This is a genomic window from Naasia sp. SYSU D00057 (assembly GCF_017916505.1).
Lineage (GTDB): Bacteria > Actinomycetota > Actinomycetes > Actinomycetales > Microbacteriaceae > Naasia.
In genome coordinates this window covers 572,740-586,527 of record NZ_JAFMSZ010000001.1, presented here as the reverse complement: position 1 = coordinate 586,527, position 13,788 = coordinate 572,740, and the positions used below count along the sequence as shown (strand labels likewise).

14 protein-coding genes are annotated in these 13,788 nt (G+C 71.7%); 9 read left to right on the top strand and 5 right to left on the bottom strand.

Annotated features, from left to right (window positions below):
• Positions 1-16: 16 nt before the first annotated feature.
• Positions 17-589, bottom strand: coding sequence for a hypothetical protein (locus J3P36_RS02755; protein WP_210505723.1), 573 nt, complete (start codon positions 587-589; stop codon positions 17-19).
• A 143-nt stretch (positions 590-732) separates the two neighbouring features.
• Here J3P36_RS02755 and J3P36_RS02750 point away from each other — a divergent pair, with 143 nt between their 5' ends.
• Complete coding sequence (locus tag J3P36_RS02750; RefSeq protein ID WP_246854118.1) at positions 733-1,632, top strand: PfkB family carbohydrate kinase; 900 nt, start codon at positions 733-735, stop codon at positions 1,630-1,632.
• A gap of 39 nt (positions 1,633-1,671) precedes the next feature.
• Here the strand turns inward: J3P36_RS02750 and J3P36_RS02745 are convergent, their stop codons facing one another.
• The gene (locus J3P36_RS02745) at positions 1,672-4,308 is read right to left on the bottom strand and encodes an ExeM/NucH family extracellular endonuclease (protein ID WP_210505722.1); all 2,637 of its coding nucleotides are present in this window, start codon (positions 4,306-4,308) and stop codon (positions 1,672-1,674) included.
• Between the two features lie 172 nt (positions 4,309-4,480).
• On the opposite strand from J3P36_RS02745, the gene J3P36_RS02740 reads away from it, so the two are divergent.
• From J3P36_RS02740 to J3P36_RS02730, 3 genes are all read left to right on the top strand, one after another.
• The gene (locus J3P36_RS02740; RefSeq protein ID WP_210505721.1) at positions 4,481-6,286 is read left to right on the top strand and encodes a bifunctional UDP-sugar hydrolase/5'-nucleotidase; all 1,806 of its coding nucleotides are present in this window, start codon (positions 4,481-4,483) and stop codon (positions 6,284-6,286) included.
• A 110-nt stretch (positions 6,287-6,396) separates the two neighbouring features.
• Positions 6,397-6,543 (top strand): hypothetical protein, encoded by a 147-nt coding sequence (locus J3P36_RS02735; RefSeq protein ID WP_210505720.1) that lies wholly within the window; start codon positions 6,397-6,399, stop codon positions 6,541-6,543.
• 50 nt (positions 6,544-6,593) lie between these two features.
• Positions 6,594-6,944 (top strand): hypothetical protein, encoded by a 351-nt coding sequence (locus J3P36_RS02730; RefSeq protein ID WP_210505719.1) that lies wholly within the window; start codon positions 6,594-6,596, stop codon positions 6,942-6,944.
• 89 nt (positions 6,945-7,033) lie between these two features.
• Here J3P36_RS02730 and J3P36_RS02725 read toward each other — a convergent pair whose 3' ends face one another.
• On the bottom strand, positions 7,034-7,288 hold the full coding sequence (locus J3P36_RS02725; protein ID WP_210505718.1) for a DUF6458 family protein: 255 nt from the start codon (positions 7,286-7,288) through the stop codon (positions 7,034-7,036).
• 259 nt (positions 7,289-7,547) lie between these two features.
• Between J3P36_RS02725 and J3P36_RS02720 the strand changes: the two genes are divergently transcribed.
• The gene (locus J3P36_RS02720; protein ID WP_210505717.1) at positions 7,548-7,853 is read left to right on the top strand and encodes a hypothetical protein; all 306 of its coding nucleotides are present in this window, start codon (positions 7,548-7,550) and stop codon (positions 7,851-7,853) included.
• Positions 7,854-8,126: 273 nt separating this feature from the next.
• Positions 8,127-8,441: a TM2 domain-containing protein gene (locus J3P36_RS02715; protein ID WP_210505716.1), complete on the top strand. Its 315-nt coding sequence runs from the start codon at positions 8,127-8,129 to the stop codon at positions 8,439-8,441.
• Between the two features lie 65 nt (positions 8,442-8,506).
• On the opposite strand, the gene J3P36_RS02710 is transcribed toward J3P36_RS02715, so the two are convergent.
• On the bottom strand, positions 8,507-9,883 hold the full coding sequence (locus tag J3P36_RS02710) for an ABC transporter permease (protein WP_210505715.1): 1,377 nt from the start codon (positions 9,881-9,883) through the stop codon (positions 8,507-8,509).
• Positions 9,880-10,656, bottom strand: coding sequence for an ABC transporter ATP-binding protein (locus J3P36_RS02705; protein WP_210505714.1), 777 nt, complete (start codon positions 10,654-10,656; stop codon positions 9,880-9,882). The genes J3P36_RS02710 and J3P36_RS02705 overlap by 4 nt, the downstream gene beginning before the upstream one ends.
• A 138-nt stretch (positions 10,657-10,794) precedes the next feature.
• Between J3P36_RS02705 and J3P36_RS02700 the strand changes: the two genes are divergently transcribed.
• The 3 genes from J3P36_RS02700 to J3P36_RS02690 all read left to right on the top strand — a co-directional run bounded on the left by J3P36_RS02700 (position 10,795) and on the right by J3P36_RS02690 (position 13,763).
• The gene (locus tag J3P36_RS02700) at positions 10,795-11,049 is read left to right on the top strand and encodes a hypothetical protein (RefSeq protein WP_210505713.1); all 255 of its coding nucleotides are present in this window, start codon (positions 10,795-10,797) and stop codon (positions 11,047-11,049) included.
• A 219-nt stretch (positions 11,050-11,268) separates the two neighbouring features.
• A complete protein-coding gene (gene thrS, locus J3P36_RS02695; protein WP_210506564.1) occupies positions 11,269-13,197 on the top strand; it encodes a threonine--tRNA ligase in 1,929 nt (642 codons plus the stop codon).
• Positions 13,194-13,763 carry an HIT domain-containing protein gene (locus tag J3P36_RS02690; RefSeq protein ID WP_210505712.1) on the top strand — a complete coding sequence of 190 codons (570 nt, stop codon included), beginning with the start codon at positions 13,194-13,196 and terminating at the stop codon, positions 13,761-13,763. The genes thrS and J3P36_RS02690 overlap by 4 nt, the downstream gene beginning before the upstream one ends.
• Positions 13,764-13,788 lie beyond the last annotated feature (25 nt).

The window sequence follows — 13,788 nt, the reverse complement described above, 5'->3', positions numbered from 1 at the left end:
GCGGGTGCGGTGCGGCTCAGGCGCCCGCCATCGCCCCGGTCGCGGGGAAGGTCTGCCGCGCCTCCTCGACGAGCGCGCGGCCCAGGTGCTCGGCGCGCGTATCCTCGCCGTCGACGAGGCGTCCCTCCGTGGTCACGAGGAAGGACTCCGACGGCAGCAGGGGTTCGAGCCCCTTCTTGAGCAGGCGCTTCCGGATGGCCCTCGCCGCCGATCCGGTGAACAGCTCGGGGGCGTCGACGCGGGTGTCGAAGGCCACGAACGCGGCATCCGTCGGGTGCAGGGTCGCGAGGAACTCCCGGATGCCCTCCTCGCGTGCGTCCGGCTCGAGGGTCAGCTGCCGGGCCGGATCGCGCGCCCACTTGGCGGCCTCCGCCCTCGACTCCGGCCGGCTCAGGGAGTGGGCGTGCGTGGGGGCTCCGACGACGAGCACGTCGACGTCCGAGACCTCCTCCGGCTGCACGTCGCCGACGCGGCGGAGCGCCACCGCGACGCGGTTGCCGACGACGGATCTCGCACCTCGTTCGACGGCTTCCGCGACGGAACGGGTCGATCCGAACATGGATTCGTAGACGATGAGGATCTTCAGCACGGTTCTGCTCCTTGCGGCTTCGGGTGGGCCCACCCTCCCGCCGGCCTCGTCGAGGGCCCTAGGGGCCAAGGTCCCTGGCGCGGCCCGTCGTCCTCGCCTACCCCTCTCGCGCCAACCTCACCCTCGTGTGATAGCCCTGCGGGATGGGGATCGGTCGGATCGTGGTCGTGGGACAGGTGGCACGGGATCTCGTGCTCCGGGTGGACTGCCTGCCGGCGGACGGCGCGAGCGCGCCCGTGCTCGAGCGGATCGAGCGGCTCGGCGGCAAGGGCGCCAACCAGGCGGTCGGCCTGAGCCAGCTCGGCCGGGACGTCGTGCTCGTCGGCGTGGTCGGGGACGACGATGCCGGGCGCATGGTGCTCACGGACGGGCGCGCCAGCGGCTTGGACGTCGAGGGGGTGACGCTGCGGGGACGCACGGCCCTGATGGTCGACATCGTGGGCGCGGGCGGCTCGCGGCGGCTGCTCGAGGATGTGCCGGACGAGGCCCTCATCGTGGCCGCCGACCTCGACCGGGCGGCCGGGGCGATCGGATCAGCGTCGACGCTCTCCCTCCAGCTGCAGCAGCCGCTCGCCACTCTGCTCGCTGCCGTCCGGCTCGCGCCGCCGGACGCCCGCGTCGTGCTCGACGGCGGAGCGGAGGGGAGCGAGGCCGAGGAGCTGCTGGCCCGAGCCGACGTGCTGCGCGCCGACTCGGCGGAGGCGGAGATGTGGGCCGGCACGGCGCTGACGTCGGTCGAGGTGGCCGAGGCGGCGGCTGGACGGCTGCTCGCTCGAGGGCCGGACCTCGTCGCGCTCGCGGTCCCCGGGCGCGGCGACCTGGTCGCGTGGCGCGGCGGCTCCCGATTCTTCCCTCATTCGGCGGCCGAGGTGGTGGATCCGACGGGCGCCGGGGACGCTTTCGTGGCGGGACTCATCGCCGCCCTCGACGAGGGTGCGGGGCCGGAAGAGGCGGGCGCGCTCGGAAAGGCCGCGGCGACGTCCACCGTCGGCAGGCTCGGCGGTCGGCCCGACCTGTCCGGACTCGGCGGCCGAACGGGGTGAGGAGCCGGGGCGGACCGCTGGTCCGCCCCGGCTCGTGCGTCAGGAGTCGCTGCCCTCCTGCTCGGCAGCGCCCTTGCCGCTGCCCTGGTCGAGCACGTCCGTGCCGGCGCCGCCGACGAGGCGGTCGGCGCCGTTCCCGCCGCTCAGCACATCGTCACCGGAGCCGCCCAGCAGGGCATCGACGCCGTTGGCGCCGTCGAGCCGGTCGTTCCCGGCGCCGCCGCAGATCACGTCGTCGCCGTTACCGCCCGTGATGACGTCGTCGCCGCCGAGGCCGACGATGACGTCGCGGCCGTTCGTGCCGCGGAGCACGTCGTCCCCGGCGGTGCCGACGATCGTCGGGGCGAGCCCGTCGCAGCGCTCGGCGAGGTCGATGCCGAGCACGAGCGGGTCGTGGTCGCTCGACCGGTAGGGGTTCGCCGCGTACAGCGCCGGGTCGCCCGTGTACTGGTACGCGAACGACTCGACCGCGTTGATGTTCCAGTGCACGAGGTCCGTGACCTTCTCGGCCAGCTCGCCGGTGGCCAGCGCGTGGTCGAGCGACCCGGACAGGTCGTCGAACACGTAGCTGTACCGCTCCGGGTCGAGCAGCTCGCCGAGGTCGACGAAGCCCGCCTCGCGCAGCGCCTCGATCGGGTCCTCCTGCGTGTACGCGTTGAAGTCGCCGAGCAGCAGGACGTCCTCATCGCCCGTCGACTCCCGGAGGTTCTCGGTGAACGCGGCGAGGGAGAGGGCCTGGCGGACCCGGTCGGCGTTCCAGGCGCCCTGGCCGTCGCCCGCGTCGGCGTTCTCGCCGGATGCCGGCGCGGACCCCTTCGACTTGAAGTGGTTGGCGACGACGGTGAACAGGTCCCCGTCCTTCGTGAAGCTCTGCGCGATCGGCTCGCGGGCGTTCGCCCACACCGTCTCGTCGACGAGGCCCACCGGGTCGCCGACCGGCACAACCGCATCGTGCCGGTAGATGATCGCGCTGCGGATCACGTCGCGGTCGACCTCGTAGAGCTCGTCGGGCAGCGGGACGTAGCTCCAGACGTCCGCGCCGGCGTAGGCGTCGAGCCGGTCGACGAGATCCGCGAGCGCTGCGTCGGCGTCGCCGGGGGAGTAGCCGGACGAGTCGGTGTCCTCGATCTCCATGAGCGTGACGACGTCGGCGCCGAGGGCGTCGATGGCGGGCACGATCTTGCCCGCCTGCTCCTCGAACTCCGCAGGGGTCGTCGCGCCGCGGGCGTCGGGCCCGGTCAGCGTGACGAAGTAGTTGAGCACGTTGAACGCGCCCACCTGCACGTCCCCGCCGACGCTCTCCGGAGTGGCGGTCCGGGTGTTCTGCGCCGCGAAGACCCCTGCGGCGGTGCCGTCCGCAGGCTGGAGGCGCCAGTCGCCGAAGCCGTAGCCGAGGACGACCGGCTCGGTGAACCCGAGCTCGTCGCCGACGCGGACCGGCGTCGCGGGGGAGAGGTAGGGCCGGGTCGTGTTCGTCACGCGGGCGCTGACGCCGTCGTCGAGGACGATCCGGCGCAGCAGGTTCGACGCCGCGACCGCCTCCGCCTCGGCGGTGCCGGGGCGCGCCAGCTCGGTCGGCTGCACCAGCAGACCGCCCGCCGACAGCGTCAGCTCGCCGTAGCTCGTCAGGTTGTAGACCTCGCTGACGGTGAGGGCGCCGGCGGGCGCGACGAGCATGCCCTCGAGCCGCTCGCGCGCGCTGTCATCGGCTGGCAGGTCGAGCGCCGCCGGGGCGGGCAGCGACGTGCTGCTCCCCTCCGCGCAGACCGCGACGTCGGAACGCGAGTTGATCTGCGTCTGGCCGCTGTACTCCTGCGCCTGACCCGTCACCGCGACGGTGTCGCCGAGGTCGACCGCGACCTCGCTGTAGACGAAGACGCCGTCGGAGGTGACGGGATCGCCGTCGCCGTCCGTGTCCTGCAGGTAGAACCCGGAGTAGCCGGGCAGGTCGGCGACGACCGTGCCGCGGAGCGTCACCTGCCGCCCCGCGAGCGGCGTGGCGGCGCCGGTGCCCTGCACGGCCCCGATCTCGTGCGTCGGCTGCAGCTCGCACACGGCGACCGGCTCGGGCTCGGGCTCGGCGACGGCGGCGGCGTTGACCGCCCCCTTCGTCGAGGCGGCCGGGCCGTGCCAGGCCAGTGCACCGGTCGTGGTGTCGAGGATGCGGGAGAGCGAGAGGCCCACCGGCTCGGTGCCCGTCTCGCTCACGCCGATGTCCGCGCTCGTCAGGCCGTTGGCGGGACCGCCGACGGCCGTCAGCACTCCCTCGTAGGAGAGGAACTCGAGCACAGTGCCGTCCGCGGCCACGAGCGCCACGCCGTCGGGGGAGCCGTTCTGGATGCCGGGAGTGGCCGGAACGTCCACCACCACGACGGCCGCGCCGTCCGCAGGCGCGGAGAGCGCGGGCAGGGACTGAGTCCGGTAGGGCGCGCCGCCGTTGCCGTTGTAGAGCACGACCGAGAGGCCGGCGGAGCTCGTGCCGGCGGGAAGCTGCACCTCGACGAACTCGCCGGAGTCGCTCCCGGCGTTGTCGTAGTGCAGTTCGGAGAGGAACGGCGTGGCGGGTTCGGCGGCCGCGGCCGGGAGCGCCGGGAGTGCGGCGAGCGCGAGCGAGGCGGTCACCCCGGCGGCGAGGCCGCAGCGCGGCAGGCGCGCCTTCGGCGGAGAGAGAAGCACGGGAGGAAGTCCTTCCGGGAGGTTGGCGTGTGGACCTTCCGTACCCTAAGCGGGCGATGCAGACTGGTCGTTCTACTCTCGCGCCGCGTCGGAGGATCGTCGCCGGTTGGTTACCTCCCCGAAACCCGCGGTTGCGAAAGTGGCCGTCGTCCGACCCCTCCCGAGGAGATCCATGTCCCCCAGTTCCCTGCGCAGAGGCGCGCTCGCCGTCACCGCGACGGCCGCCCTCGTCGCCTGCTCGGTGCCCGCCGCGGCCACCGCGGCCCCCAAGAAGAGCGAGCCCAAGCCCGACTTCACCCTGACGATCCTGCACGCGAACGACCTCGAGTCGTCCCTCCTGCCGGTCACCGGGACCGACGGCTCGACCTACGGCGGCGTCGACCGCTTCGTCGAGCTGCTGCAGCAGCAGCGGACCGCGGCGACGACCGGCAAGCCGGGCGCCGGACAGGCCGGCAAGCGCGGCGTGATCACCATCTCCGCCGGCGACAACTTCCTCCCCGGGCCGCAGCTCGCGGCCAGCGACGACTCCGACTCGTCGGTCTCCTACGACGCCGCGGCGTTCGCGGCGGCCGGCTTCGACGTGTCGATCTTCGGCAACCACGACTTCGACCAGACGCCGGACTTCCTCGCCGACTACCTGAGCGACCTCGGGGACGCGACCACCTTCGTGTCCGGCAACCTCGGCTTCGAGTCCGAGCCCGGGCTGCTCGCCCAGGTCGAGGACGGCACGATCGTCACGACGCACGTCGAGAAGATCAAGGGCGAGAAGGTCGGGATCATCGGCCTCACCACCCCGGAGCTGCCGCTCCTCACGAGCTCGCGCGGGGTGACCGTCGACCCCGACCTCGCCGCCATCGCGAACGCCCAGGCCGCCGCCTACGCCGACGCGGGCGTCGACAAGGTGATCCTCGTCTCGCACCTGCAGGACATCGACAACGAGGTGGCGCTCGCCGCGCAGCTGAGCGGGGTCGACGTCATCGTGGGCGGCGGGGGGCACGAGCTGCTCGCGAGCGCGGGCGACCCGCTCGTCGCCAACGGCGTCACGCCGTACGGCGCCTACCCGCTGACGCCGACCGACGCCGACGGCGACGTGGTTCCGGTCGTCACGACGAACGCGCTCTACACCTACGTCGGACGGCTCGTCGTCAACTTCGACGACAAGGGCGAGCTCCTCTCCGTCGACGACGCGCAGTCCCGCCCGGTGCCGGTCGTCGCGCAGGGCGCGGACGCCGTCGAGCCCGACGCCGCGGTGAACGCCGAGGTCGTCCAGCCGGTCCAGGCCTACGTGGACTCCCTCGCCCGGCAGGTGATCGCGACGTCCGAGGTGCCGCTCAACGGCATCCGCAACGACGTGCGCAGCCGCGAGACCAACCTCGGGAACCTCGCCACGGACGCCCTCCTCGCGGCCGGGCAGCGTGAGGCCGCGGCAGCCGGGGTGACCGCCCCGGTGGTGGCTCTCCAGAACGGCGGTGGCATCCGCAACGCCAGCGTGCTCCCCGTCGGCCCGATCACCGCGCTCGACACCTACACGGTGCTCCCGTTCGCGAACTTCGTCGGCGTCGCGCCCGCCATGCCGGTCGAGACGTTCATCGCGGGCGTCGAGCACGGTCTCAGCGCGGCCGTCACGGGCGGCGTGCTGCAGCCTGCGGGCTCGTTCGCGCAGGCGGCCGGCTACCGGGTCAGCTACGACCCGGCGCGGCCCGCCGGCTCCCGCATCGTCGACCTCGTGCTCGACGATGGGACGGTCCTCGTCTCGGGTGGGGTGGCGACCGGCGCACTCGACACGATCTCGGTTGCGACGATCGACTTCCTGCTGCGCGGCAGCGACGGCTACCCGTTCAAGGGCGTCGAGTTCACCGTCCTGCCGGTGACCTACCAGCAGGCGTTCGAGTCCTACCTCGTCGACGACCTCGGCGGCGTGGTGCGCGCTGCCGACTACCCGGCCGCCGGAGAGGGCCGGATCGCCGCGATCGGCTGATCCTTCCCCGAACACCGCGAGCGGGCGCTCGTCCTCCGGGACGGGCGCCCGTTGCCGTTCGGGGCGGAACGGCACTAGCCGGAACGGGCTCCGGGCACCACACTGGTCGCGTGCGCGAGGACGAGCACGACGACACGATCGGCGCGGTGTGGGTGCAGTGCCCCCGCTGCGCGATCCCGTTCGAGCTCGACGTGCTGGGGGAGTCGCTCTACTACCTCGTCTGCCCCTGCTGTGGCATGACGCGGATGTCGGTCTGACGGGACCGAAGGCCCTCCACCGGAGGCGGCGTCGACGCTAGCTTCCCAGCATGCTGCGTGGCTCCACGCATCCGGCCGACCACTCGCCGATCCTCGCCGCCGCCCTGTTCGGCTCCCTCGTCGTACTCGGCGGGATCGTGCCCGGCAGGCCGGCTGCCGTGCCGCTTCCGACCGTCGACATCCCGTCGCTCGCCCGGCCGGGGGTGACGCTCCTCGGCATCCTCGACGTCATCGAGAACGGGATGCCGGAGTGCGAGCTGGTCAGGGCGCAGCTGATCGGGAACGGGGGCGCCGAGCTCAACGCGCTGCGGACCGCCTATCCGAGATCCGACATCGTCGTCGCGCGCGATCGGGACGCGCGGCGAGAGGAGCTCGCCCAGGTGCTCGTCTGCCCCCGCTGACGACTCCTATTCCGTCAGGGCGGCTTTCCGGGGAAACGGGGAAAAGGCCCCGCTCCGCGGGTGCGGGCGGGGCCTTTCCTCTCGAGCGGTCAGACCAGGGGATCCCGGTCCGAGGTGCTGCGGGTGATCCGCTCCCCGCTGACGGGGTCGACTGCGGACCTCGTCGTCGAGACCGACTCGCGGCGCCGCAGGAGCACCACCAGCCCCAGGATGATGCCGACGATGCCGGCGATCATGAGGATGTAGCCGACCACGTCGAGGTTGATCCAATCGAGCTGGATATCGGTGGCGAATGTCAGAATCGCGCCGATGACGAAAAGGACGATTCCGGTTCCGAGGCTCATTCGTGCTTTCCTTTCTGCGGTTCCCCGCTGAACCGGAAAACCGCTCCGGATCGGCCTCGATGATATTCCCGGCGATTATCCGGACGATAAGCCTTGAATGGCACTGACAATAGGGAATATATTCCTCTCTTCCGTGTCTCGGTGCCCGAGCGCGCCTGCCTCCGGGAGCGCGCGCCGTCCCTGAGGCGGGGGAGCGCCGCGCTAGCATGGGCTCCGCCTTTCGGCCTCGGTCCACGTCCTTCTTCCTCGGGAACATCTCATGGGAAAACTCATCTACGGTCATGACGCCTCCATCGACGTCGAAGACCGCCTGCTCGCCCACCTCAAGCTCGCAGTCGTCGCCAAGCTCCGCCGCGACGAGAAGTTCACGCTGTCGTGGACGCACGAGAACGACGGCGGCCGCAGCACGATCTGGGTGCATCCCGCGATCCCGCTGCAGTTCAAGTTCGACGGCAGCCGTGCGCCGGTCATCAACCGCGCCTGGGTCGAGGCGCTCATGATGTCGGCGAACAGCACCGGAGGCCTGCAGATGGTTCCCGAGCCCCCGGCGGCGCCCGCCCCGTAGCGCCGCCGAAGCGCATCGACGGTCCCTTGGAAAGGGACTTACGCCTCCGTTTCGCAATTCGCTTCAACTTGAGGTTGAAGGTTGAGGTTGGCCCTCGAGCCTGATCTCGGTTCGATAACGTCCCTGGTCAGGAGCCGCTTCGTGTTGCGAGTCGCGCGTGTCGAGGGTCAACGCGAAGTCGAGTCCGCCATATGGGGGACCTCCGGAGAGGCCTGGAACGGGATCGCCTGATCATCGGCGGTTACGCTGGCTGAGCTGTCAGAAGGAGACCCGATGCCCCAGACGCTCGCGCTGCCGTATGCCCCCGCGCCGCTGAAGTTCCATCCCAACCAGCAGGACCACCCGTTCGACACCTTCCTCCCGCCCGTCTCGACGGGCCGGGCCTACGCCCTCATGCTCTTCGGGCTCGTGGGCGTGTTCGGAATCCCGCACTTCTACCTCGGCAAGCCGGTCAAGGGCACCGTGTGGCTGCTCACCTTCGGGGTCTTCGGCCTCGGCGCCCTGTGGGATCTCGTGACCATGCACTGGCAGGTCAAGCAGATCAACCGCTGGCACAGCGTCGGCGTGCACTCCGCGCGCGTGCGCTGAGTTCCGCCTCGAAAACGACTCGAGCCGGCCGGAGTCTTCTCCGGCCGGCTCTTTCCGTATCCGGGCTACGACACCGCGAGCGCGGCGATCGGACTCACGCGGGTCGCGCGCCGCGAGGGGGCGAGTGAGGCCACCCAGGTGAGCAGCGCGCTCCCGGCGGCGAGCGCCGTGAGCACCGGCCACGGCATACCGGGCAGCACGAGGCCGGGTGCTCCGTTGACCGAGCCGAGCAGCGCCTGCGCCCCCGCCCAGCCGTAGAACGTGCCGAGTGCGACGCCGACGAGAAGCGCGGCCAGCGTCAGCTGAGCGCTCTCGGCGAGGATCATCCGGCGGATCTGCGCCGCTGTGAACCCGAGCGCACGCAGCAGTCCCAGTTCGCGCGTGCGCTGCAGGACGCTCAGGAACAGGTTGTTCACCATCCCGATCGCCGCGATCAGCGCGCTGAATCCCAGCAGGACCGAGAGCACCGTCACCGTCGTCGTGAGCATCGCGTCGAGGTCGCCGCTTCCGCCGTCGATCGCCCGGATGATCTGCGCGAGGCTCTCGGTGCCGACCGCGAACATCGTGATGAGCGTCACCCCGATGACGAGCCCGATGGTGGTGCGGGAGCTGCGCTCCGGGTAGCGGAGGGCGTTCTCCGCCGCCAGGCGCGCCGCCGCCGACCCGCCGAACAGGCGCCCGACGAGCCGGAGGGCGGGCGGCATGACCCAGGCGGAGCCCGTCACCAGGCCGGTGAAGGAGAGGATCCCGCCGATCAGTCCGACGAGCACCCCGAGTGGACTGATGAGCCCGAGGACGACCCCGAGCCCCACGAGGCCGAGGCCCACGAGCACGAGCACGAGCGCCGTGGCCCGCCGGCCTCGCCCGGCCGCCTCCGCTCCTGTCCGCTCCTGGGCGCCGCCGAGCGCCTGCATCGGCGTGACGTCGAGCACCCGCCGCGAGCCGACCCAGGACGCCAGCCACGTGGTCAGCGCGACCGCGATCACCGGCAGTGCGGCGCTGCCGTCGACGACGCCGTAGTCGAGGTCCGGAAGGTGCCCGAGGGCGACGGCGAGCGCGGTGAGCCCCGCCGCGACGGCGGTCCCGACGGCGAGCCCGAGCAGCGATCCGACGACCCCGACGACGAGACCTTCGCCGGCGACCGCCCGCCGCTCCGCGGACGCCGTCGAGCCGAGCAGGCGCCGCAGGGCGATGGTGCGGGTGCGTCCCGCGAGGATCGTCGAGAACGTGTTGGCCGTCACGATGGCGGCGACGTACATCGCGATGACGATGAACACGGCCGCGACGACGCCGAGCACCAGGCCCGCCGTCTCCCCGCTGGTCGCGCTGTCGGCCGCGGCGGCGGTGCCGATCACCGCGGTGACCCGCAGCAGCGCGACGCCGAAGGCGGCGCTGATCCCCGCGACCAGCACGCTCGGCGCGTGGTCCTTCAGCCGACTCACGCGGCACGCTCCATGGCGAGCATGAAGGCGGAGATCTGCTCGGCGCTCGCCCGGCCCCGGTCCTCGACCAGTCGGCCGTCGGCGAGGAACAGGATCCGGTCCGCGTAGCTCGCCGCCACCGGGTCGTGGGTCACCATCGCGATGCTCTGCCCGTAGTCCTGGCTGGCGGCGGAGAGCAGGGCCAGCACCTCGCGGCCGGTCCGGGAGTCGAGGTTGCCGGTCGGCTCATCGGCGAAGACGAGATCCGGCCGGGTCGCGAGCGCACGGGCGATCGCCACCCTCTGCTGCTGGCCGCCGGAGAGCTGGTGCGGGCGGTGGCGCAGCCGGTCGCGCAGGCCCAGCGAGTCGACGAGCCGGTCGATCCAGGCCTGCTCCTCACTTGAGGGACGCCGGCCGTCCAGCTCGAACGGCAGCAGGATGTTGCCCGAGACGTCGAGCGTGGGCACGAGGTTGAAGGCCTGGAACACGAAGCCGACGCGACGGCGGCGCAGGACCGTGAGCTCCGTGTCGCCGAGGGCGCTGATCTCGGTGTCACCGAGCCACGCTCGGCCGCTCGTCGGGGAGTCGAGCCCGGCCATGATGTGCATGAGCGTGGACTTGCCGGACCCGCTGGGGCCCATGATGGCGGTGAACTGCCCGCGGCGGATGCCGATGGAGACGTCGGCGAGGGCGGTGACACGGCCGGTCCCCGACCCGTAGGCCTTGGCGAGGGCCTCGACGCGCGCGACGACGGGGGAGCCGGCGGACGAGGCGCCGGAAGGTGTGCTGTGCATGGCTTCGACGCTAGGGATCGCCGGCATGCCGGGGATCGGGCGGAGGAGCGAATCCGGTACATCGCGCGGATGATCGCCGATCCTCCTTCCGGCCACCGAGGGCTGGCGGTCGAGTCGCGGGCGGCCTAGCGTCGGGGCATGGAAGCAGAGCGAGCAGGACTGAGCGGCCGCGCGGCGCGCGAGCTGACCGACCAGGGCCGGGACGACCTGCAGGGTGCGGTGGCGGAGGCTGTGGGCAACATCTCGGCGAGCCACAAGGGCCGCCCGCTGGACGAGATCGAGGCGGTGCTCTCCGAGGCGGTGACCTCGGCGACCCGGACGCCGGGTCTCCTCTCGACGGAGGCGATCAGCGAGCTCGCGCAGAAGATCCACGACAGCGCTCGGCACGCCTGACCCGCGGACCTCCGGCGGGGACGCACGCGCCACGGCCGCGCTCGCGCACGGCTGACCCCGGCGGGGCCGGATCGGCACCGGCGGTACAGTGGGGGAGTCCTCGACCCCCTCAGGAAGAACGCCGTGACCGAACCCCTCTCGCCCGCCGCCGCATCCACCGACAGCGCCGGGGGAGGGACCACCGGCTTCGACCTCTTCCCCGACAAGACGGTCGTCGCGATGCGGGTGGACGACGCGCTCTGGGACCTCGCCCGCGAGGTGCCGGACGGCGTTCGACCGGAGCCGGTGACCATCGACTCCGCCGAGGGCCTCGCGATCCTCCGCCACTCCACGGCGCACGTGCTCGCGCAGGCCGTGCAGTCGATCAACCCGGAGGCGAAGCTCGGCATCGGCCCGCCCGTGACCGACGGGTTCTACTACGACTTCGGCGTCGGGGAGCCGTTCACCCCGGACGACCTCAAGGCGATCACCAAGGAGATGGAGCGGATCCAACGCTCCGGCCAGCGCTTCCGCCGGCGTGTCGTCAGCGACGACGAGGCGCGCGAGCTGTTCGCCGCGGAGCCGTTCAAGCTGGAGCTGATCGGGATCAAGGGCACCGTCGGCAACGACTCGGAGGACGGCGAGTCCGTCGAGGTGGGCGGCGCCGAGCTCACCGTGTACGAGAACGTCGACCCGAAGAGCGGCGACATCATCTGGCAGGACCTCTGCCGCGGCCCCCACGTGCCGAGCACCCGAATGCTCTCCAACGGCTGGGCCCTGACCCGGATCGCGGCCGCCTACTGGCGCGGATCCGAGAAGAACCCGCAGCTGCAGCGCATCTACGGCACCGCGTGGCCCACGAAGGACGAGCTGCGCGCGTATCAGACCCGGCTCGAGGAGGCGCAGCGCCGCGACCACCGCAGGCTCGGCGCCGAGCTCGACCTCTTCTCCTTCCCGGAGGAGATCGGCTCCGGCCTGCCCGTCTTCCATCCGAAGGGCGGCATCATCCGCCGCGAGATGGAGGACTACTCGCGCCGCCGGCACGAGGAGGAGGGCTACTCCTTCGTCAACACCCCGCACATCACGAAGTCCACCCTCTTCGAGGTGTCGGGCCACCTCGACTGGTACTCGGACGGCATGTTCCCGCCCATGCACCTCGACGAGCTGCAGGACGAGGACGGCCAGGTCACCCGGCAGGGCGCCGACTACTACCTCAAGCCGATGAACTGCCCGTTCCACATCCTCATCTACCGGTCGCAGGCCCGGTCCTACCGCGACCTGCCGCTGCGGATGTTCGAGTTCGGGTCCGTCTACCGCTACGAGAAGTCCGGCGTCGTGCACGGCCTCACCCGCGTGCGCGGCATGACCCAGGACGACGCGCACATCTTCACCACGCAGGAGCGGATGAAGGAGGAGCTGACCCGCACGCTGAACTTCGTGCTGAGCCTGCTCCGCGACTACGGCCTGAGCGACTTCTACCTCGAGCTGTCCACCAAGGACCCGGAGAAGTACGTCGGCGACGACGACATCTGGGAGCAGGCGACCGCCACCCTCGCGGAGGTCGCGGCCGAGTCGGGCCTCGAGCTCGTGCCCGACCCGGGCGGCGCCGCCTTCTACGGCCCGAAGATCTCCGTCCAGGCGCGGGACGCCATCGGCCGGACCTGGCAGATGTCGACCGTCCAGCTCGACTTCAACCTGCCCGAGCGCTTCGGTCTCGAGTACACCTCGTCGGACGGCTCCCGGCAGCGGCCGGTCATGATCCACCGCGCGCTGTTCGGCTCCATCGAGCGGTTCTTCGGCGTGCTGCTGGAGCACTACGCGGGCGCCTACCCGGTGTGGCTGGCGCCCGTGCAGGTGGTGGGCATCCCGGTCGCGGAGGAGTACGCCGAGTACCTCGGCGGCGTCATCGACCGGCTGCGGGGCGCGCGCGTGCGCGCCGAGCTCGACGCGAGCGACGACCGCATGCAGAAGAAGATCCGCACGCACACCAAGGCGAAGGTGCCCTTCCAGCTCATCGTGGGCGAGGAGGACCGGGCGGCGGGCGCGGTCAGCTTCCGGTTCCGCGACGGCACCCAGCGCAACGGGGTCCCGGTGGACGAGGCGATCGCGCTGATCACCGCCTCGATCGCCGACCGGCGCCAGGTGCTGACCGCGGACGACCTGGCATGACGGACGGCCCCTACTCGCCCGGCGAGTTCGCCGGGGAGGGCGTCGAGTCGTCCCGCGATTTCGTCGGCGTCCCCGACGAGTACCAGCGGCTGTGGACGCCGCACCGGATGGTCTACATCGAGACCGGCGGCCAGCCGGACGACTGCCCGTTCTGCATCGCGCCCACGAGGACCGACGAGGAGGCGCTCATCGTCGCGCGGGGCGACCACGCCTATGTGCTGCTCAACCTCTTCCCGTACAACTCCGGCCACCTGCTCGTGTGCCCCTACCGGCACGTGCCGCTCTACGACGAGGCGACCGCTGAGGAGATCGACGAGATCGCCCGGCTCACCCAGACGGCGATGCGCACCCTCCGCGAGGTGGCGGGCACCGACGGCTTCAACATAGGCATGAACCAGGGACGGATCGCGGGCGCCGGCATCGCCGCCCACCTGCACCAGCACGTCGTGCCGCGCTGGGCGACCGACGCGAACTTCTTCCCGATCATCGCCAAGACCAAGGCGCTGCCGCAGCTGCTGGGCGAAGTCCGGAACAGCCTCGCGGCCGCCTGGCCACGCGTAGAATAGGGGTTCGCCGGGCGCCGCACGCCCC

Coding starts and splice junctions, on each gene's coding strand:
- J3P36_RS02750 (WP_246854118.1), top strand. CDS start 733: ATGGGGATCGGTCGGATCGTGGTCGTGGGACAGGTGGCACGGGATCTC.
- J3P36_RS02740 (WP_210505721.1), top strand. CDS start 4,481: ATGTCCCCCAGTTCCCTGCGCAGAGGCGCGCTCGCCGTCACCGCGACG.
- J3P36_RS02730 (WP_210505719.1), top strand. CDS start 6,594: ATGCTGCGTGGCTCCACGCATCCGGCCGACCACTCGCCGATCCTCGCC.
- J3P36_RS02725 (WP_210505718.1), bottom strand. CDS start 7,288: ATGAGCCTCGGAACCGGAATCGTCCTTTTCGTCATCGGCGCGATTCTG.
- J3P36_RS02720 (WP_210505717.1), top strand. CDS start 7,548: ATGGGAAAACTCATCTACGGTCATGACGCCTCCATCGACGTCGAAGAC.
- J3P36_RS02715 (WP_210505716.1), top strand. CDS start 8,127: ATGCCCCAGACGCTCGCGCTGCCGTATGCCCCCGCGCCGCTGAAGTTC.
- J3P36_RS02705 (WP_210505714.1), bottom strand. CDS start 10,656: ATGCACAGCACACCTTCCGGCGCCTCGTCCGCCGGCTCCCCCGTCGTC.
- J3P36_RS02700 (WP_210505713.1), top strand. CDS start 10,795: ATGGAAGCAGAGCGAGCAGGACTGAGCGGCCGCGCGGCGCGCGAGCTG.
- thrS (WP_210506564.1), top strand. CDS start 11,269: ATGCGGGTGGACGACGCGCTCTGGGACCTCGCCCGCGAGGTGCCGGAC.
- J3P36_RS02690 (WP_210505712.1), top strand. CDS start 13,194: ATGACGGACGGCCCCTACTCGCCCGGCGAGTTCGCCGGGGAGGGCGTC.